Here is an 18,785-nt window from a genome sequence, read left to right on the forward strand (position 1 = left end):
TACCCTTTTCAGTGAGGATCGTTATGCAACCGGATGCGCACAAGCGAGCATTAATTGCAGGCTCCATTGGTAACTTTATCGAGTGGTATGAGTTTGCGGTCTACGGTTTTCTGGCGACCGTCATTGCGAAAAACTTCTTCCAGCTTGAAGGAGAGGCGGGGCTGACCAGCCTGATCCTCACCTACGCCTCGTTTGCCATCGCCTTCTTCTTCCGCCCGCTGGGTGCGGTGGTGTTTGGCCGCATCGGCGACCGGATTGGCCGTAAGCCGACGCTAATCATTGTGCTGGTATTGATGACGCTCGCTACCGCCGCCATCGGCGTTGTGCCGGTCTATGCCAGCATCGGGATTGCCGCGCCGCTCATTATTACGCTGCTGCGCATCCTGCAGGGGCTGTTCGCGGGCGGCGAGTACGGCGGTGCGGTCTCGCTGATGACGGAGTTCGCCCCGCGCGGCAAGCGTGGGCTCTATGGCGCGTGGCAGTCCTTTACCGTGGCGCTGGGGCTGTTAGCGGGTGCAGGCATCGTGGCGCTGCTCTCCGCCCTTCTCACGCCTGAAGCCCTGCACGACTGGGGCTGGCGCATTCCGTTCTTCCTGGCGCTGCCCATGGGCGTTGTGGCGCTGTGGCTCCGGGTCAGCATGGAGGAGACGCCCAGCTTCGTGCAGCAGCAGGATAAACCGGCTGTCGCTCAGGCGGATACTGTCGCCACGCTCCGGGCCATCGTGATGGGGATTGGGCGCGTAATGGTCTGGTCTGCGGCGGGGTACACCTACCTGGTGATTATGCCGACCTATCTGCAGTCGGCACTGCACACCGGGTTTAACCAGGCGCTGCTGATAGCGGTGATTTCGAATATTGGTTTTGCGCTGACCATCATTCCGTCGGGGATCCTGAGCGACCGGATCGGGCGCCGCACGGTGATGATTATCGCCACCGCGCTGCTGCTGATCCTCGCCCTTCCGCTGCTGAAAATCCTGCAGGCGGAGTCGAGCACGCTGGCGATGAAGGCTGGTGTGGTACTGATTGCGGGCGGTCTGGTGGGCATGCTGGCGGGGCCGGGCCCGGCGATGCTGTCTGAGATGTTCCCGACGCGCGTGCGCTATACGGGGCTGGGGCTGGCCTACTCCTTGTCGAACGCGATTTTCTCGGGATGCGCAGGGCTAATCATTACCGGGCTAATTAAGCAGACGGGCAACCTGGATATTCCGGCGTATTACGTGATGGCGACGGCGGTAGTAAGTATTTTCGCGCTGATGACGCTGAGGAAGGATGACCATTTGCGGTCGTTGGAGGAGTAAGTTTTTCACCGTCTGGTGCCCTCACCCCGCCCATCTCCCACAGGGAGAGGGAGAAAACACAAAAGGCCGTCCTGTGGACGGCCTTGCTGTTTATTCTCCGCGCTGACGCACCGCTTCAAACAGGCAGATGCCCGTCGCAACGGAAACGTTCAGGGACGACACGCTGCCCGCCATCGGGATGCTGATCAGCTCGTCGCAGTGCTCGCGGGTGAGACGACGCATGCCTTCCCCTTCAGCACCCATCACCAGCGCCAGACGGCCGGTCATTTTGCTCTGGTACAGAGTATGATCCGCTTCACCGGCGGTACCGACGATCCAGATATTCTCTTCCTGCAGCAGACGCATGGTGCGCGCGAGGTTGGTCACGCGGATCAGAGGAACGTTTTCCGCCGCGCCGCAGGCCACCTTCTTCGCCGTCGCGTTCAGCTGCGCGGAGCGATCTTTCGGCACGATCACCGCATGCACGCCCGCCGCATCGGCGCTACGCAGGCACGCGCCGAGGTTGTGCGGATCGGTTACGCCATCGAGGATCAGGAAGAACGGATTCTCGAGCTCGGCAATCAGATCCGGCAGATCGTTTTCCTGATACTGTCGACCCGGCTTCACGCGGGCAATGATCCCCTGGTGTACCGCACCTTCGCTTTTCTCATCCAGGAACTGGCGGTTCGCCAGCTGGATCACCACGCCCTGTGCTTCCAGCGCGTGGATCAGCGGCATCAGACGCTTATCTTCACGCCCTTTCAGAATAAACACTTCCTGAAAACGCTCCGGTGCGCGCTCGAGAAGGGCCTGCACCGCGTGGATGCCGTAAATCATTTCACTCATTGATGGTTCTCGTAATAAGTATTTCCCCTCCCCCCGTTGGGGAGAGGGTCAGGGTGAGGGGAGAATTTACTCCGCCTGCTTTTTCTTGGCCGCGCGCTTCGCTTTGGTGGCGGCAGCGATTTTCTGCGTTTTCGCGGAAGGTTTTTTCGTTGAACGAGCTTCTTTCTTCGCAGCCTTCGGCTTCTGTTTCTTCTCGCCGCGGAACGCGCTGTCCGGCTCGAAGTTTACCTTCTTGCCCGCCTGACGACGTTTACCGCCGCCCGGTTTACCGTTACCGGTTTTTTTCGCCCTTTCACGCTCGGTTTTACCGACGTTACGCGGCGCGCGCTCGCTGGAAATCAGGCTGAAGTCGATCTTACGGTCGTCCATATTCACGGCTTCGACCTTCACTTCCACACGGTCGCCCAGACGGTAGGTCTGGCCGCCAGATTCGCCAATCAGGCGCTGGCCGACCTGGTCGAAGCGGTAGTAGTCGTTATCCAGGCTGGAGACATGCACCAGACCGTCGATGAACAGCTCGTCCAGACGAACGAAGAAACCAAAGCCGGTCACGCTGGCAATCACGCCTTTAAAGACGTTACCTACCTGATCGAGCATAAAGTCACACTTCAGCCAGTCCGCCACGTCGCGTGTTGCTTCATCGGCACGACGTTCGGCCATGGAGCAGTGCTGACCCAGCTGCAGCATCTCTTCCATCGAATAATGGTAGCCACCGGTTTCGGTGGTGTTCCCTTTATGGCCCTGCTCCTGCGCCAGCAGATACTTGATCGCACGGTGCAGAGAGAGGTCAGGATAACGACGGATCGGCGAGGTAAAGTGGGCGTAAGACTGCAGCGCCAGGCCGAAGTGCCCGCGGTTTTCCGGATCGTAAATCGCCTGCTTCATAGAGCGCAGCAGCATCGTCTGCAGCATTTCTGCGTCAGGACGGTCGCCAATGGACTCCAGCAGCTCGGCGTAATCGCGCGGCTCTGGCTTGTTGCCTCCGGGCAGTTCCAGACCCAGTTCAGCCAGCACGGAGCGGAACGACGTAATGGCTTCCGTGGTCGGCTTATCGTGAATACGGAACAGAGCTGGCTCTTTGGCTTTCTCGACGAAACGTGCCGCCGAGATGTTCGCCAGAATCATACACTCTTCGATCAGCTTGTGCGCGTCGTTACGCTGGGTCTGCTCGATACGCTCAATACGGCGTTCGGCGTTGAAAATGAATTTCGCCTCTTCACTCTCAAACGAGATCCCGCCGCGCTCTTCGCGCGCCTGATCCAGCGTTTTGTAGAGGTTATGCAGCTCTTCGATATGTTTGACCAGCGGCGCGTACTGTTCGCGCAGATCCTGGTCGCCCTGCAGCATATGCCAGACCTTGGTATAGGTCAGACGCGCGTGCGAGCTCATCACCGCTTCGTAGAACTTGTAGCCGGTTAAGCGCCCTTTGGTGGAGATGGTCATCTCGCAAACCATACAGAGGCGGTCAACCTGCGGGTTCAGGGAACACAGGCCGTTAGACAGCACTTCCGGCAGCATCGGCACGACCTGGGACGGGAAGTAGACCGACGTACCGCGGCTGCGGGCTTCGTTATCCAGCGGAGTGTGCGGACGGACGTAATAGCTTACGTCAGCGATAGCAACCCACAGACGCCAGCCGCCGCCGCGTTTTTTCTCGCAGTAGACGGCGTCATCGAAGTCGCGGGCGTCTTCACCGTCGATAGTGACCAGCGGCAGGGAGCGCAGATCCACGCGGCCCACTTTGGACTCTTCCGGCACTTCTTCGCGCAGGCTTTCGATCTGCTCTTCAACTGCTTTCGGCCAGATGTACGGAATTTCATGGGTGCGCAATGCCATATCAACGGCCATCGTAGTGCCCATGTTATCGCCAAGCACTTCGACGATTTTACCTACCGCTTTGGTGCGACGGGTTGGGCGCTGGGTGAGTTCGACCACCACCACAAAGCCCATGCGGGCGCCCATCACCTCTTCAGGTGGGATCAGAATGTCGAAGCTCAGGCGGCTGTCGTCCGGCACCACGAAGCCCACGCCAGCGTCGGTAAAGTAGCGGCCGACGATCTGGCTGGTTTTTGGCACCAGAACGCGCACGACGCGCGCTTCGCGGCGGCCTTTACGGTCAGCGCCCAGCGGCTGCGCCAGGATCTGGTCGCCGTGGATGCACATTTTCATCTGTTCAGATGAGAGGTACAGATCGTCTTTACGGCCTTCCACGCGCAGGAAGCCGAAGCCATCGCGGTGACCAATGACGGTGCCTTTCAGCAGATCGAGGCGTTCTGGCAGCGCGTAGCACTGGCGGCGGGTAAAGACCAGCTGCCCGTCACGCTCCATTGCGCGCAGGCGGCGGCGAAGGGCTTCAATTTGCTCTTCACCTTCAATGTTTAATTCAACGGCAAGTTCTTCACGATTGGCGGGTTTTTCGCGTTTTGTTAAGTGTTCAATGATGAACTCGCGGCTGGGAATAGGATTCGCGTATTTTTCGGCTTCGCGTTCCTGGAAAGGATCATGTGACATGTCGGTTCCTCCGTTGTCAGCTCCGGTGGAAATTTTCTTCATTCCACCAGCAATAATTTATAAAGCGGTTGATTCTCTTCAACCAAATCGGCCAGCGTGTAGTTATCCAGTTCCATAAGAAAACTTTGCACGGCCTTTGAAAGCGCCTTTTTCAGGCGGCAAGCGGGCGTGATGTGGCAGAACTCGCTGCTGCAGTTCACCAGAGACAGCGGCTCCAGTTCACGTACCACATCGCCCACACGAATACTCTGTGCCGGTTTACCGAGACGGATCCCACCATTCTTCCCGCGGACGGCAGCAACGTATCCGGCACGACTAAGTTGATTGATTATTTTGACCATATGATTACGGGATACGCCGTAAACCTCTGTGACTTCAGAGATACTGGTCATCTTCCCCTCGGGTAACGACGCCATGTAAATCAGCGCACGTAAGCCGTAATCGGTGAAACTTGTTAACTGCACATCAACCTCAGGAAAAAGGGAAAACGCGGTCAAACCGCAGAGATATTCATTAATGATGATAAACCAGCCAGATAGTGAGCGGCTAATTTATTTGACAGACGGGGCGAAAAAGCGGAGATCCAGGAGCGTTCGCCGGATGGCGCTACGCTTATCCGGCCTACGGGTCACCCCGCAGGCCAGCATTCACGAAGATTATGCGTCGAACGGGTCGCGCAGGATCATCGTTTCAGTACGATCCGGGCCGGTAGAAATAATATCGATCGGCACTTCGGTCAGTTCTTCAATACGCTTGATGTAATCCAGCGCCGCCTGCGGCAGGCCGCTACGCTCTTTCACACCGAAAGTGGTCTCAGACCAGCCCGGCATGGTTTCGTAGATTGGCTCAATGCCTTCCCAGTCGTCAGCAGCCAGCGGAGTGGTGGTCACTTCGCGACCATCTGGCATACGGTAGCCTACGCAGATTTTCACTTCTTTCAGGCCGTCCAGTACGTCCAGCTTGGTCAGGCAGAAGCCAGACAGGGAGTTGATCTGCACTGCGCGACGCACTGCAACCGCATCCAGCCAGCCGGTACGACGACGACGACCGGTGGTCGCGCCAAACTCGTTACCCTGCTTGCAGAGGAACTCGCCGGTTTCATCAAACAGCTCGGTCGGGAATGGACCCGCACCCACGCGAGTGGAGTACGCTTTGATGATGCCCAGCACGTAATCCACATAACGTGGACCCAGGCCAGAGCCGGTCGCCACGCCACCTGCAGTGGTGTTAGAGGAGGTAACGTACGGATAGGTACCGTGGTCGATGTCCAGCAGCGTACCCTGCGCACCTTCGAACATGACGAAATCGCCACGCTTGCGCGCCTGGTCCAGCAGATCGGACACATCAACAACCATACCGGTCAGAATGTCAGCGATCGCCATGACGTCATCCAGCACTTTCTGGTAGTCAACAGCGTCAGCTTTGTAGAAGTTCACCAGCTGGAAGTTGTGATATTCCATCACTTCTTTCAGTTTTTCAGCGAAGGTTGCTTTGTCGAAGAGGTCGCCCACGCGCAGACCGCGACGTGCAACTTTATCTTCGTAAGCCGGACCGATACCACGACCGGTGGTGCCGATCGCTTTCGCGCCGCGCGCTTTCTCACGCGCTACGTCCAGCGCCACGTGATAATCCAGGATCAGCGGGCAGGCTTCGGAGAGCAGCAGACGCTCACGAACAGGGATACCACGGTCTTCCAGACCTTTCATCTCTTTCATCAGCGCAGCAGGAGACAGCACAACGCCGTTACCGATGATGCTGGTGACGTTATCACGAAGAATGCCTGATGGAATAAGATGGAGGACGGTTTTTTCACCGTTGATTACGAGAGTATGGCCTGCGTTGTGACCGCCCTGGTAGCGTACAACATATTTAGCCCGTTCAGTCAGAAGATCAACAATCTTCCCTTTACCTTCGTCACCCCATTGGGTGCCCAGTACGACGACGTTGTTACCCATTTTTTTCAAAATCACCGTTTGCTTAAAAATGGATTCTACCATCGCTTTTTCAGATATACAGCACTTTTTGACCTCAAAATACGCCGATTGCGCCTACTTTTTGATCAGCCAATCGTTTTCCTCAACATGTAGTAGATCACGATGCCCGCAACCACAAGACCGCCGCCAAAACGACGCAAAATATTATCCGGCAGCTGGCTCATCGTGGCGATCATTCGGCGCCAGGCGCGCGGATAAAGCATCGGTCCAAGACCTTCCAGCACCAGGACCAGGGCCAGTGCGAGCCAGATCGTTGAATTCATTTTTATTCCTTATAAAAGAAAACCACCGCTCCGTTGAGAGCGGTGGTTTGAATACTCAAACGAGCCTGAGTTTATCGCGTTGCGTTAGTCGGCGTCTTCATATAACGGAAGAAATCGCTGTCCGGGCTGAGCACCATCACATCCTGGTTGCTCTGGAAGCTATTCTCGTAAGCGCGCAGGCTACGGATAAAGGCGTAGAAGTCAGGATCCTGGCTGAAAGCATCAGCAAACAGCTTCGCCGCTTCGGCATCGCCTTCACCGCGCAGGATACGGCCCTGACGCTCAGATTCCGCCAGCGTCTTGGTGACTTCATAGTCCGCTGCTGCACGCAGCTTCTCAGCCTCTTCCTGGCCCTGTGAACGGTGACGACGGGCTACCGCCTCACGCTCGGCGCGCATACGGTTGTAAATCGCCTCGGACACTTCCGCTGGCAGGTTGATCTGCTTGATACGCACGTCAACCACTTCGATACCCAGCGCAGCCATACTGTTCGGGTTGATCACCGGCACTTTACCGTTGGTCTCCGCCTGAACGCGTTCAGCCGCTTTGGCAATCGCATCATCTGCTGCCGGCGTTGAAACTTCATCTTCCGTGCCCGCGGTACCGGAGTTCAGCGCATCGCGAACTTCCAGGGTCAGACGACCACGGGAGTCGGTCACAATGTCTTTCACATCCAGACGACCAATCTCGGAACGCAGACGGTCAGAGAACTTACGTTTCAGCAGCACTTCTGCCTGAGAAACGTCGCCACCGCCCGTTGCCAGGAAGTAACGGCTGAAATCGCTGATGCGCCATTTGATATAGGAATCAACGATCAGGTCTTTCTTCTCTTTGGTCACGAAACGGTCGGCCTGGTTATCCATGGTCTGGATACGCGCATCCAGCGTTTTCACTGACTGAATGAACGGCACCTTGAAGTGCAGACCCGGCTCGTAAATCACCGGGCGTTTGTCGCCATCACGCACGACGCTGCTGAACTGGAACTTAATCCCACGCTCGCCTTCTTTCACCACAAAAATCGAGGTATAAAGCGCGACCAGTACGATGACGATGATCGCAATAACTGACTTACGCATCCTTATTCCCCCTGACGCTGGTAGTCGTTACGCTGCGCGTTAGCACGGCGTTGGTCCATAATGTCACCATCGTTCGAAGAAGGCGTTGTGTTCGTGCTGGCGCTGCCTGTTGAGGCTGGCGGCAGACGCAGCAGGTTGTTCGCGCCGCTGGTGTCGCCTTTCGCTGCTGGTGCAGAACCGCCTTTCAGCATCTGATCCAGCGGCAGAACCATCAGGTTTCCGCCTTTACTGTCGTTAACCAACACTTTGCGGGTGTGGCTCAGCACTTTTTCCATGGTCTCAATATAGAGACGCTCACGGGTAATTTCCGGCGCCGCTTTATATTCCGGCAGGATCTTCGCAAAGCGAGCCACTTCACCCTGAGCTTCCAGGATGGTCTGCGTCTTATACGCGCGCGCTTCTTCCAAAATACGCTGCGCCTGACCGTTAGCGCGTGGCTGAACTTCGTTGGTGTACGCTTCTGCTTCACGGATGTACTGCTGTTCGTTTTCACGGGCAGCAATCGCATCGTCAAATGCGGCTTTCACCTCTTCCGGCGGACGCGCAGCCTGGAAGTTGACGTCCAGCAGGGTGATACCCATGTTGTACGGACGAATGGTCTCTTCCAGCTCGCGCTGGGTATCGCTACGAATAACGGTACGACCTTCGGTCAGGATACGGTCCATGGTGTATTTACCGATCACACCGCGCAGGGCGCTGTCGGTCGCCTGACGCAGGCTGTCATCGGCGCTGGTCACGCTAAACAGATAACGCTCAGGATCGGTCACGCGGTACTGCACGTTCATCTCAACGCGCACCACGTTTTCGTCAGAGGTCAGCATCACGCCAGAGGCGGCCAGTTCACGGACGGATTCCACGTTTACCGCGGTCACGTCGTCAATGAAGGTCGGCTTCCAGTTCAGACCCGGCTCAACCAGATGGCTGAACTTACCGAAACGGGTGACTACGCCGCGTTCTGCTTCTTTAATGGTGTAGAACCCGCTGGCTGCCCAGATGATGACTACCGCAGCGGCCACGATGCCCACTACGCGGCCACCCATTGGCGGGCGCGAACTCTGAGTGGAATTGCCACCCGAGCCAGAACCTTTTCCTCCGCCAAGGCCACCAAGCTTCTTGCTCAGTTTGCGGAAGATATCATCCAGATCCGGCGGCCCCTGCTCGCGACCACCTTTGTTGCCATTTCCCTCAGAGTTGCCGCCAGGTTTGCTGCTTCCCCACGGGTCGCGGTCTTGTCCGTTATTACCGGGCTGATTCCACGCCATGTATATGCTCCATATTTGTTATGCAAGGGCGAATTATTCAGGCATCCCCTTTCTGATCAGACGATATAGTCGACCAGCGCAGGTTCTTGTTTACAGAGGCGACGCCAGTCAACGATCGGCATACGCACCTGCATCCCCACGCTGCCGTCATCCTCCATCCACTCTTTTTCTATCGCCTGAAGCTGATAAAACCGGCTGCGCAGCCTGCCTTCCTGTGGCGGCAGTCGCAGCGTGTGCTGAGCTACCTCACCGGAAAGACGTTCTGTCAAAGCCTGGAAAAGCAGTGGCACACCAATACCGGTCTGGGCAGAAAGCCAGACCCGAATCGGTTTGTTTTCTTCATCTCTGTCGATACGCGGTTCGAAATCGTCCAGCATATCGATCTTGTTCATGACCAACAGCGTTGGGATCTCATGGGCGTCGATCTCTTCGAGCACCACGTTCACCGCGTCGATATTCTCCTGCACGCGCACGTCTGCTGCATCAATCACGTGCAGCAGCAGAGTCGCCTGTCGCGTCTCCTGCAGGGTGGCTTTAAACGCCGCCACCAGGTCATGCGGCAGATGGCGAATAAACCCTACGGTATCCGCCAGCACCGTTTCACCGACGTCTGCAACGTCAATACGGCGCAGCGTAGGATCCAGGGTCGCAAACAGCTGGTCTGCGGCATAAACCTGGGCCTCGGTTATCTGGTTAAACAGGGTCGATTTACCGGCGTTGGTATAGCCCACCAGCGACACCGTCGGGATGTCGGCTTTCGTTCGCGCCCGACGTCCCTGCTCACGCTGTTTCTCGACACGTTCCAGACGTGAGAGGATCTGGGTAATTCGGCCACGCAGCAAACGACGGTCGGTTTCGAGCTGGGTTTCACCCGGGCCGCGCAAACCAATCCCGCCTTTTTGTCTTTCAAGGTGTGTCCAGCCACGCACCAGACGCGTTGCCAGATGGCGCAGCTGCGCCAGCTCAACCTGCAGTTTCCCTTCGTGGGTACGTGCACGCTGAGCAAAAATATCTAAAATCAAACCCGTGCGATCGATAACACGGCATTCGCAAAGGGCTTCCAGGTTGCGCTCCTGGGCTGGAGACAGCGCATGATCAAACAACACGACTGACGCGCCGGTTGCTTTTACGGCATCCGCAATTTCGACTGCTTTACCTTCACCAACAAAATACTTTGGGTGCGGCGCTTTACGGCTACCGGTAATCACCTGCATTGCTTCGACACCGGCGGAAGAGACCAGAGATTCAAACTCCTGGAGGTCTTCCATATCTTTGTCTTGCGAAAAATAGATGTGTACCAGCACCGCCTGCTCACCGGCATCATAACGGTCAAACAAGCGTAAACCTCTCTAAAAAGATCAGCGGGGAACGCAGGATCCCTGGCTCCCCGTGTGGATAACAGTGCAAAACCTTATTCGGTTTCGTCGCTGTCCTGCGCCGGCGTTGAAGAACCCTGCGCGCTGCTGCCATGATGGTAGTTACTACCAGTGCCGCCGCCAGCGTTATTGCTGTGATGAGATACCGGACGGGACGGAACAACAGTAGAAATAGCGTGCTTGTAGACCATCTGACTGACCGTGTTTTTCAACAGAATCACAAACTGATCGAAAGACTCAATCTGACCTTGCAGCTTAATACCATTCACCAAATAAATAGAAACTGGAACACGTTCCCGACGCAATGCGTTCAGGAACGGATCTTGTAAAGATTGCCCCTTAGCCATTCTATCTTTTCCTTATATGCTTGTTTTGTACTTAGAACCTTGCGATTCTGAAAAATTGCGCACGATACGTCTCAATTGTACACATTCAGTGAGCGATATCACCAACAACCTCAATCACTTCGTTTAACGCCTGTTGCGGTTTTTCACTGTCTAACCAGTGAACGCCGTCCCAACCGCGCAACCAGGTGATCTGGCGCTTCGCTAACTGTCTCGTGGCGCAAACACCTCTATAAACCATTTCATCGTATGAAATCTCACCTTCAAGATACGACCACATCTGGCGGTATCCCACACAACGAATGGAAGGCATGTCCGTATGCAAATCTCCACGGGCAAATAGCGCCCGCACTTCTGCTTCAAAATCTGAAGCTAACATCTGATGAAAACGCTGCTCAATTCGCTGATGGAGCAGTTCACGGCTCGCCGGGGCGATGGCGAACTGATGCACCTGATACGGCAGAGCGTCTCCTGACGTTTGCGTCAGTTCCGTTAAAGTTTTACCCGAAATGAAAAAAACTTCCAGTGCCCGGGAAAGCCTTTGCGGATCATTTGGATGGATCCGTGCTGCCGCAACCGGGTCAATCTCCGCCAGTTGCTGATGCAAAACGTCCCAACCCTGCTCTGCCGCCTGCTGCTCAATTTTCGCTCTTACTTCCGGATCCGCGGATGGCAGAGGTGACAACCCCTCCAGCAACGCCTTGAAATAGAGCATGGTTCCGCCAACCAACAGCGGTATACGTCCCGCCGCCGTTATCTCGGCCATCTCGGCTAAGGCATCCCGGCGAAAATCCGCTGCGGAGTACGCCTGAGCCGGGTCGAGAATATCCAGCAAACGGTGCGGTGCCGCACGCAACTCTTCTGCGTCAGGCTTCGCCGTGCCGATGTCCATCCCTCGGTAGATGAGGGCGGAGTCGACGCTAATCAACTCTACAGGCAAAACTTTACGCAACTCAATGGCTAGCGCCGTTTTGCCGGAGGCCGTTGGGCCCATTAAAAAAATTGCCTTAGGCAGGCTCGCCTTACTTGCGTCAATCATGTTTCAGGGCGTTCATCGCCGTTTGTAAATCAACAGGTTGTAATAACCCACCCGGCGGCGTTTTCACCAGATGCGGACAGAGGCGTTCCACCTCCGCCAGCACGCTAATGGCCTGCGCCATACTCCACGGCGCGTGTTCGCTTGCCAGATGGCGGGCGATCCACTGCGCGGTGTTGGCGGCATCAAACGATGTTTGCTGCGCCAGGTAGCCTATCAGTTCAGGAATCAAGTTTTGTAAATTTTGTTGGCGTAAGGGTAAAGGCACTGCACGAATTGTCACATGTTGTGGTTCGAGCACAGTTTCAATACCCATTTGCGCCAGCTGCGGCTCTGCGCGCCGCAATACCCTTGTTTCTTCAGGGGATATTTTCAGGCGAACCGGAATTAAGAGCGGCTGCGCGCAGGCTGCATTTTCACCTGGCGTGAGCTGCACCTGCTTGAGCCAGCGTTCAGCGACCGGCAGTGCCAGAAGCATCAATTTGCCGTCACGCTCAAGCAGCGCCATATCCGGCGCAATAATCGTCAGCACCCGACCAAAACTTTGGCTATGCCCGTCCAGAGAAGGCTGAGCGGGCGGAATGTGCTCTTTACGCTCCACGGCTGGCGTTTCCAGCAGCTTGCGGTACAACGCGCCCTGCTGCTTCTGATAGCCGGGCTGGGCATTCGGGTAGTTCGCGCCCGTTGGACGCGGTGCGCTCCCTGCCGGGGAGAAACGCGGGGCCTCCGGTTCACGCGCGACGGCAGGCTCCGCAAAATGGTTGCGGCCTGCCGCGACACGGTTTTCCGGCAGCGGACGCGGTGCAGGGGCGTCGTTCTCCAGCGGCAGCGTTGGCTCTGCCTGCTGCTGCAACACGGCGGCCACGCCCTGATAAATAAAGTCGTGAACCAGACGCGACTGGTGGAAACGCACCTCATGCTTGGCTGGATGAACGTTTACATCCACCTGATGGGGGTCGATTTCCAGATAAAGGACGAAAGCTGGCTGCTGATCGGCCCCGAGCTTGTCTTCGCAGGCCTGGCGAATCGCGTGATTGATGAGACGGTCGCGCATCATGCGACCGTTCACGTAGCAATACTGAATTTCATAGAACGCAGCACTGCTCGCGTTTGGATCGGCAACCCAGCCGCGTAACGCCAGGTCGCCGTGCTGCCACTCAATGGCCAGCGCCTGTTCCAGAAACGGCGTCCCGCAGATGGCCCCCAAACGACGCTCTTTCTGTCCACCTTCTGTCACCGCGCGATACTGGCGCATCACCTTGCCGTTGTGGCTGAGGTTGATGGTGACATCGAAGCGGGCCAGCGCGATACGGCGAATGATCTCGTCGATATGGCCGAACTCGGTCTTCTCGGTACGCATAAACTTGCGTCGGGCGGGGGTGTTGTAGAACAGATCCAGGACTTCCAGCGTCGTGCCGACAGGGTGCGCCGCGGGTTTCACCGTCACATCCATATCGCGCCCTTCGGCGTAAGCCTGCCAGGCTTCCTGCTGTTCAGCGGTACGGGAGGTCAGCGTTAAGCGCGAAACGGAGCTGATACTGGCCAGCGCTTCGCCGCGAAAACCGAGGCTAATAATCGCTTCCAGGTCATCCAGAGAGGCGATTTTACTGGTGGCGTGACGGGCCAGCGCCAGCGCCAGCTCCTCTTTTTTAATGCCACAGCCGTTGTCGCGAATACGGATAAGCTTCGCGCCACCGCGTTCGATATCAATATCGATGCGGGTGGCGCCCGCATCGAGGCTATTTTCCACCAGCTCCTTCACCACCGACGCTGGGCGTTCCACCACCTCACCGGCGGCGATTTGGTTCGCGAGCTGCGGCGGTAGAACCTGAATCGGCATGAATTCTCCTTAGTTGGTCGCGGTCATCTCACCCGGCAGCGCTGCGCTGGCCGTCTGGGCAGCGCCGCTCTGTGGCGCAGACTGCAGAGGATGCGCCTCAAAATATTTACGCAGACCGTTATAAATCGCTTCGGCAATTTGCTGCTGGTAGCTGTCGCTTCCCAACAGACGCTCTTCACCGTTGTTACTGATAAAGCCCGTCTCCACAAGGATGGACGGGATATCCGGCGAGCGCAGAACGCCGAGGCTGGCATGTTCCGGACGACGCTTATGCAGCACGCCAACGCTTTGCAGCTGGTTCAATACGTTAGTGGCGACATCATACCCGACGCGCTGAGAATGACCGAACTGTAAATCCAGCACCGCCTGGCTGAGGTACGGATCGGACTGGCTGTTCGCCAGCACGTCGCCCGCGCCGCCTAACAGTTCAGACTGCTTCTCATGCTCTTCCAGCCAGTTGGCCATTTCGCTGTTAGCGCGACGGTTCGACAGCACCCAAACCGAGGCGCCGGTGGCGCTACGATTCGGTGCGGCGTCCGCATGAATGGAGACCAGGAAGTTCGCGTTTTGCTTACGCGCCACATCCGAGCGTCCCATGACGGAGATAAAGTAGTCCCCGTCGCGGGTCAACACGCCTTTAAACATAGGGTCGTCATTGAGTAACGAACGCAGCTTACGCGCGATAGCGATGGTCACGTTTTTTTCTCGCGTGCCGCCAGGGCCAATCGCCCCCGGGTCTTCCCCACCGTGGCCCGCATCAATGGCGATAATCACTTTGTCACCGCTGACCGTCGCGCGTCGCGCGCTGGCCGCAGGGCGCGTCACCGTATCGCTGCTGGTTGCCGCAGTAATGCGATCGTTCTGCGATTTAAACGGATTACGCGCAGGTTCAGAAGGACGCGGCGTATATACCGGTTCTTCCACGCGCTTCGCTACGACCGGCGGCGGTGGAGGCGGAGGCGGTGCGTCGGCATTGATGGTAAAGACCACCGTATAGTTCGCCCCGTTTTGCTGCTTCACCGCCTTCGTTTTACCCTTTTCGGTCAGATCGACCACCAGGCGTAACGACTGGCTATCCTGCGGCGTTCCCGAACGGATACTTTTCACCAGATTATTACCGCTGAACCGCAGCGGTAGCCCCTGGATCACGCCTGTTTGTTTGATATCCAGCGCCACGCTGTGGCTGTCTGGCTGTGAGAACGCATATTCAGGATCGCCCATAAAGCTGAACGTGATCCGGGCCTGGCTTTCGCCGTTTGATACCTGAATATCTGAGAGGTTTGCCGCCCCGGCCTGCGCGCACAGCAGCACGGTGGCAGCCAACAACCAACCTTTAACGCGATTTATCATCCCGTCATCCCTACGCTTAACCGGCCAGTCGCGCCAGTAAGGAACTGCCTGATGAGGAAACAGCACTGATGCGTGCCTCACGCCCTTGTGCCTGGTAATCTAAGTGAATTTCGACATCCGGGTCAGGCAGCACACCCGCACCTTGTTGCGGCCACTCCACCAGGCAAATGGCGTCGTTGGCAAAATAATCACGAATCCCCATAAATTCCAGCTCCTCAGGATCCGCAAGGCGGTATAAATCAAAGTGGTACACCATGAGATTTTCAAGGGTGTACGGTTCGACCAGCGTGTAGGTTGGGCTTTTCACATTCCCGTTATGCCCTAACGCCTGCAAAAAACCCCGGCTGAAGGTGGTTTTACCCGCACCTAAATCACCATACAGATAAATGACGGTTGCCCCCTGACAGGCCTGCGCCACGCGCTTGCCGAGTTCTAAAGTGGCTTGTTCATCAGGTAAAGGAATCGCTCGATTAGTCATTTTCTACGTCAATCACATCCGGGTTAACAACACGCCGCAGCGTGCAAAAAAGATCGGTGGCCAGCATACCGCGTGTACCGTAACGCGCGCCCAGTTTATCCGCCGCGACACCGTGGGCCACGCAGCCCGCGCAGGCTGCATCATAAAGGGGAAGTTTCTGTCCAAGCAATGCGCCAATGATGCCGGAAAGCACATCGCCCATGCCGCCGCTTGCCATGCCCGCATTTCCGGCATCAATAATGCCCTGCGTCTCGTCACTGGCGACAACGGTTCCTGCCCCTTTCAAAACAGCAACACCTCCGTAACGTTTTACCAGACGCTGAGCAGAAAGTAAGCGATCGCTTTCAATTTCTGCCACGCTGCAGTTAAGCAGTCGCGCGGCTTCGCCGGGGTGTGGCGTCAGAATGCGATTGTGACGCTTATCCGGGTTTATTGCCAGAAGGTTAAGCGCGTCGGCATCCCACAGCATCGGTTTACGAAAATTCTCGACCTTTTGCAGGGCCTGTTTACCCCATGCCTGCTGCCCAAGGCCCGGGCCAATCACCACTACATCCGCCCATTCAAGGCTCTCTTCAAGCGCCTGGGGCGTAAGCTCGTGCACCATCAGCTCCGGTCGGGCTGTAACGATCGGCGCAATATTCTCGATGCGAGTGAGTACTCGCACTAATCCGGCACCGCTGCGTAATGCCGCTTCGCCGGTCATGCGAATCGCACCTGCCGTACCATGGTCGCCGCCAATAATCACCAGCCTGCCGTGATCGCCCTTATGAGACGTCGGCCGGCGCGGCGGGAGCCACGCCGCAAGCTGCGACGCATCAAAACGCGCGATGCGCATTTCCTGCCCGGACAGCCAGCTCTCCAGCCCCAGCGCATGATGGTGCAGCACGCCAACGACGTCTCGTGCTTTACCGGTCAGTAACCCCGGCTTGAGGGCGATGAAGGTCACCGTATGTGCAGCCTCAATGACAGCTCCCGGCGTCGCGCCGGTTTGAGCAATCAGGCCAGAGGGAATATCCAGGGCGACTACCGGCGCGGAATGTCTGTTAGCGTGTTCAATCAGCGCGGCAATGTTTTCACGAGGCGCACTGCGTAGGCCGGTACCCAGCAGACCATCAACAATCAGATCCACCTTTTCCGGCCAGACGATATCAGGCGCATGAATCACACCGCCTGCGTTAAGCCACGCCTCCCGGGCCGCGCTGGCCTCTTCCGGCAGCGGTTTATCACTCTCCAGGGCCAGCAACGTCACGCGGATACCTGCCGCAACCGCCAAACGGGCGACAACGTAGCCGTCGCCGCCGTTATTGCCGTGACCGCACAGAATCAGCCAGTGGGCGGCCTGAGGGTACGCGCTGCGGGCAACGGTAAACGCCGCCTCCCCCGCGCGCAGCATCAGTTCATAAAGGGTAATCCCGAGGCTGTCTGCGGCCTCTTTTTCGGCGCGCCGGAGGTCATCCGCATGCCAGATGGAATGTGGTATACTTGCGGGGTTTTTCTTCACCGTATGGTCCGTCATGTCACAGCCCCTCGATCTCAATGAATTAGCGCAAAAAATAAAACAGTGGGGTGCTGAGCTTGGCTTCCAGAAGGTGGGCATTACCGATACCGACCTTTCCGCCAGCGAGCCAAAACTGCAGGCCTGGCTGGACAAACAATACCACGGCGAAATGGAGTGGATGGCGCGTCATGGCATGATGCGCGCCCGCCCTCACGAGCTTTTGCCGGGCACATTACGCGTCATCAGCGTGCGCATGAACTATCTGCCCGCCAACGCGGCCTTTGCGCGCACGCTAAAAAATCCCTCTTTGGGTTACGTCAGCCGGTACGCCCTGGGACGTGATTACCATAAGCTCTTACGTAACCGTTTAAAAAAACTCGGGGAAACTATTCAGCAGCACTGTGTTTCGCTGAATTTTAGACCCTTTGTCGATTCTGCGCCTATTCTTGAGCGCCCGATCGCCGAAAAAGCCGGGCTTGGCTGGACAGGTAAGCACTCACTTATCCTCAGCCGCGACGCCGGTTCGTTCTTCTTCCTCGGTGAACTGCTGATTGATTTACCGCTGCCGGTAGACGGCCCGGTAGAGGAAGGCTGTGGACGCTGCGTGGCCTGCATGACCATCTGCCCGACGGGTGCCATCGTTGAGCCTTACACCGTTGATGCGCGCCGCTGCATCTCCTACCTCACTATAGAACTGGAAGGGGCCATTCCCGAAGAGTTTCGACCGCTTATCGGCAACCGTATCTACGGCTGCGACGACTGCCAGCTTATCTGCCCGTGGAACCGCTATTCGCAGCTCACGGACGAAGAGGATTTCAGCCCGCGTAAGGCGCTGCATGCGCCTCAGCTCGTTGAGCTGTTCGCCTGGACCGAAGCCTGGTTCCTGAAAGTGACGGAAGGTTCGGCCATTCGCCGTATCGGTCATCTGCGCTGGCTGCGTAATGTTGCCGTCGCGCTGGGTAATGCCCCGTGGGATGAAGCCATTATTCGGGCGCTTGAAAGCCGAAGAGGTGAGCACCCACTTCTTGATGAGCACATAGAATGGGCGATTGCGCAGCAAATAGAGAAGCGTAATGCCTGCACGATCGAGGTACAGCTACCGAAGAAACAGCGTCTGGTGCGGGTGATTGAAAAAGGGCTTCCGCGGGATGCCTGAACTATTCACAGCCTGTGAATAAAATTACAAACTCAAGCGCCATCTGGGCTGGAGAAGAGGTCAAGTGATCTCAATAACATTTTGAAATGAAAATTTATCTACTAAATACAGCGCGTTACAAAGATATTATTCACCCTGCTAAGCTTTAGCCTTGTTTCGGTTAAGCGCAGTTTCTGTGGATAACTCTGTTCACAAGAATATTTCAGAGACAATAGAAAACGTCCCCAACGACTCTTTTCGCTGTGGATATTTTAGAGATTAAGAAGAATTTGGAGCGGGAAACGAGACTCGAACTCGCGACCCCGACCTTGGCAAGGTCGTGCTCTACCAACTGAGCTATTCCCGCTTGGGTGGTCCGTGCTTTGAAAGCACTTTCAAATTTTGGAGCGGGAAACGAGACTCGAACTCGCGACCCCGACCTTGGCAAGGTCGTGCTCTACCAACTGAGCTATTCCCGCTTGGGTGGTCCGTGCTTTGG

At 56.7% G+C, this 18,785-nt stretch carries 16 protein-coding genes and 2 tRNA genes; 2 read left to right on the forward strand and 16 right to left on the reverse strand.

Annotated features, from left to right (window positions below; genetic code table 11):
- Window positions 1-23: 23 nt before the first annotated feature.
- The gene (locus BJ885_RS18345; RefSeq protein WP_121932353.1) at window positions 24-1,298 is read left to right on the forward strand and encodes an MFS transporter; all 1,275 of its coding nucleotides are present in this window, start codon (window positions 24-26) and stop codon (window positions 1,296-1,298) included.
- A 90-nt stretch (window positions 1,299-1,388) separates the two neighbouring features.
- Here the strand turns inward: BJ885_RS18345 and rlmB are convergent, their stop codons facing one another.
- The 14 genes from rlmB to nnr all read right to left on the reverse strand — a co-directional run bounded on the left by rlmB (window position 1,389) and on the right by nnr (window position 17,169).
- Window positions 1,389-2,123, reverse strand: a complete 735-nt coding sequence (gene rlmB / locus BJ885_RS18350; protein WP_028015258.1) for a 23S rRNA (guanosine(2251)-2'-O)-methyltransferase RlmB — start codon at window positions 2,121-2,123, stop codon at window positions 1,389-1,391.
- Between the two features lie 66 nt (window positions 2,124-2,189).
- Entirely contained in the window at window positions 2,190-4,634 is a 2,445-nt protein-coding gene (gene rnr / locus BJ885_RS18355; protein ID WP_121932352.1) for a ribonuclease R, read from the reverse strand.
- Window positions 4,635-4,672: 38 nt separating this feature from the next.
- On the reverse strand, window positions 4,673-5,098 hold the full coding sequence (gene nsrR / locus BJ885_RS18360; RefSeq protein ID WP_023334253.1) for a nitric oxide-sensing transcriptional repressor NsrR: 426 nt from the start codon (window positions 5,096-5,098) through the stop codon (window positions 4,673-4,675).
- A 192-nt stretch (window positions 5,099-5,290) separates the two neighbouring features.
- Entirely contained in the window at window positions 5,291-6,589 is a 1,299-nt protein-coding gene (locus BJ885_RS18365; RefSeq protein WP_024907332.1) for an adenylosuccinate synthase, read from the reverse strand.
- 104 nt (window positions 6,590-6,693) lie between these two features.
- On the reverse strand, window positions 6,694-6,891 hold the full coding sequence (locus BJ885_RS18370; protein WP_003855996.1) for a DUF2065 domain-containing protein: 198 nt from the start codon (window positions 6,889-6,891) through the stop codon (window positions 6,694-6,696).
- Window positions 6,892-6,962: 71 nt separating this feature from the next.
- Window positions 6,963-7,967, reverse strand: a complete 1,005-nt coding sequence (gene hflC, locus BJ885_RS18375) for a protease modulator HflC (RefSeq protein ID WP_029740370.1) — start codon at window positions 7,965-7,967, stop codon at window positions 6,963-6,965.
- A 2-nt stretch (window positions 7,968-7,969) separates the two neighbouring features.
- Entirely contained in the window at window positions 7,970-9,229 is a 1,260-nt protein-coding gene (gene hflK / locus BJ885_RS18380; protein ID WP_023310137.1) for an FtsH protease activity modulator HflK, read from the reverse strand.
- Between the two features lie 56 nt (window positions 9,230-9,285).
- Window positions 9,286-10,566, reverse strand: a complete 1,281-nt coding sequence (hflX, locus tag BJ885_RS18385) for a ribosome rescue GTPase HflX (RefSeq protein WP_023310136.1) — start codon at window positions 10,564-10,566, stop codon at window positions 9,286-9,288.
- Window positions 10,567-10,640: 74 nt separating this feature from the next.
- A complete protein-coding gene (hfq, locus tag BJ885_RS18390) occupies window positions 10,641-10,952 on the reverse strand; it encodes an RNA chaperone Hfq (RefSeq protein ID WP_023334248.1) in 312 nt (103 codons plus the stop codon).
- Window positions 10,953-11,037: 85 nt separating this feature from the next.
- Entirely contained in the window at window positions 11,038-11,988 is a 951-nt protein-coding gene (gene miaA / locus BJ885_RS18395; RefSeq protein WP_063144099.1) for a tRNA (adenosine(37)-N6)-dimethylallyltransferase MiaA, read from the reverse strand.
- A complete protein-coding gene (gene mutL, locus BJ885_RS18400) occupies window positions 11,981-13,825 on the reverse strand; it encodes a DNA mismatch repair endonuclease MutL (RefSeq protein ID WP_121932351.1) in 1,845 nt (614 codons plus the stop codon). Before mutL ends, miaA begins: the two co-directional genes overlap by 8 nt.
- Before the next feature lie 9 nt (window positions 13,826-13,834).
- Window positions 13,835-15,175 (reverse strand): N-acetylmuramoyl-L-alanine amidase AmiB, encoded by a 1,341-nt coding sequence (gene amiB, locus BJ885_RS18405; RefSeq protein WP_121932350.1) that lies wholly within the window; start codon window positions 15,173-15,175, stop codon window positions 13,835-13,837.
- 16 nt (window positions 15,176-15,191) lie between these two features.
- Window positions 15,192-15,653: a tRNA (adenosine(37)-N6)-threonylcarbamoyltransferase complex ATPase subunit type 1 TsaE gene (gene tsaE, locus BJ885_RS18410; RefSeq protein WP_013095283.1), complete on the reverse strand. Its 462-nt coding sequence runs from the start codon at window positions 15,651-15,653 to the stop codon at window positions 15,192-15,194.
- The gene (gene nnr, locus BJ885_RS18415; protein ID WP_121932349.1) at window positions 15,646-17,169 is read right to left on the reverse strand and encodes a bifunctional ADP-dependent NAD(P)H-hydrate dehydratase/NAD(P)H-hydrate epimerase; all 1,524 of its coding nucleotides are present in this window, start codon (window positions 17,167-17,169) and stop codon (window positions 15,646-15,648) included. Before nnr ends, tsaE begins: the two co-directional genes overlap by 8 nt.
- Here nnr and queG point away from each other — a divergent pair.
- Entirely contained in the window at window positions 17,168-18,307 is a 1,140-nt protein-coding gene (gene queG, locus BJ885_RS18420) for a tRNA epoxyqueuosine(34) reductase QueG (protein ID WP_121932348.1), read from the forward strand. The genes nnr and queG overlap by 2 nt on opposite strands.
- 270 nt (window positions 18,308-18,577) lie before the next feature.
- Here queG and BJ885_RS18425 read toward each other — a convergent pair.
- Window positions 18,578-18,653 (reverse strand) — tRNA-Gly (locus tag BJ885_RS18425).
- A 36-nt stretch (window positions 18,654-18,689) separates the two neighbouring features.
- Window positions 18,690-18,765 (reverse strand) — tRNA-Gly (locus BJ885_RS18430).
- Between the last annotated feature and the right edge of the window lie 20 nt (window positions 18,766-18,785).

It is taken from the genome of Enterobacter sp. WP_7_1 (genome assembly GCF_003688535.1).
Taxonomy (GTDB): Bacteria; Pseudomonadota; Gammaproteobacteria; order Enterobacterales; family Enterobacteriaceae; genus Enterobacter; species Enterobacter asburiae.

Bases quoted from the DNA above. Each gene is read 5' to 3' on its own strand.
- nnr (WP_121932349.1), bottom strand. From the start codon at position 17,169: ATGACGGACCATACGGTGAAGAAAAACCCCGCAAGTATACCACATTCC.
- rnr (WP_121932352.1), bottom strand. From the start codon at position 4,634: ATGTCACATGATCCTTTCCAGGAACGCGAAGCCGAAAAATACGCGAAT.
- BJ885_RS18345 (WP_121932353.1), top strand. From the start codon at position 24: ATGCAACCGGATGCGCACAAGCGAGCATTAATTGCAGGCTCCATTGGT.
- queG (WP_121932348.1), top strand. From the start codon at position 17,168: ATGTCACAGCCCCTCGATCTCAATGAATTAGCGCAAAAAATAAAACAG.
- tsaE (WP_013095283.1), bottom strand. From the start codon at position 15,653: ATGACTAATCGAGCGATTCCTTTACCTGATGAACAAGCCACTTTAGAA.
- miaA (WP_063144099.1), bottom strand. From the start codon at position 11,988: ATGATTGACGCAAGTAAGGCGAGCCTGCCTAAGGCAATTTTTTTAATG.
- hfq (WP_023334248.1), bottom strand. From the start codon at position 10,952: ATGGCTAAGGGGCAATCTTTACAAGATCCGTTCCTGAACGCATTGCGT.
- hflC (WP_029740370.1), bottom strand. From the start codon at position 7,967: ATGCGTAAGTCAGTTATTGCGATCATCGTCATCGTACTGGTCGCGCTT.
- BJ885_RS18365 (WP_024907332.1), bottom strand. From the start codon at position 6,589: ATGGGTAACAACGTCGTCGTACTGGGCACCCAATGGGGTGACGAAGGT.
- rlmB (WP_028015258.1), bottom strand. From the start codon at position 2,123: ATGAGTGAAATGATTTACGGCATCCACGCGGTGCAGGCCCTTCTCGAG.
- BJ885_RS18370 (WP_003855996.1), bottom strand. From the start codon at position 6,891: ATGAATTCAACGATCTGGCTCGCACTGGCCCTGGTCCTGGTGCTGGAA.
- hflK (WP_023310137.1), bottom strand. From the start codon at position 9,229: ATGGCGTGGAATCAGCCCGGTAATAACGGACAAGACCGCGACCCGTGG.
- amiB (WP_121932350.1), bottom strand. From the start codon at position 15,175: ATGATAAATCGCGTTAAAGGTTGGTTGTTGGCTGCCACCGTGCTGCTG.
- mutL (WP_121932351.1), bottom strand. From the start codon at position 13,825: ATGCCGATTCAGGTTCTACCGCCGCAGCTCGCGAACCAAATCGCCGCC.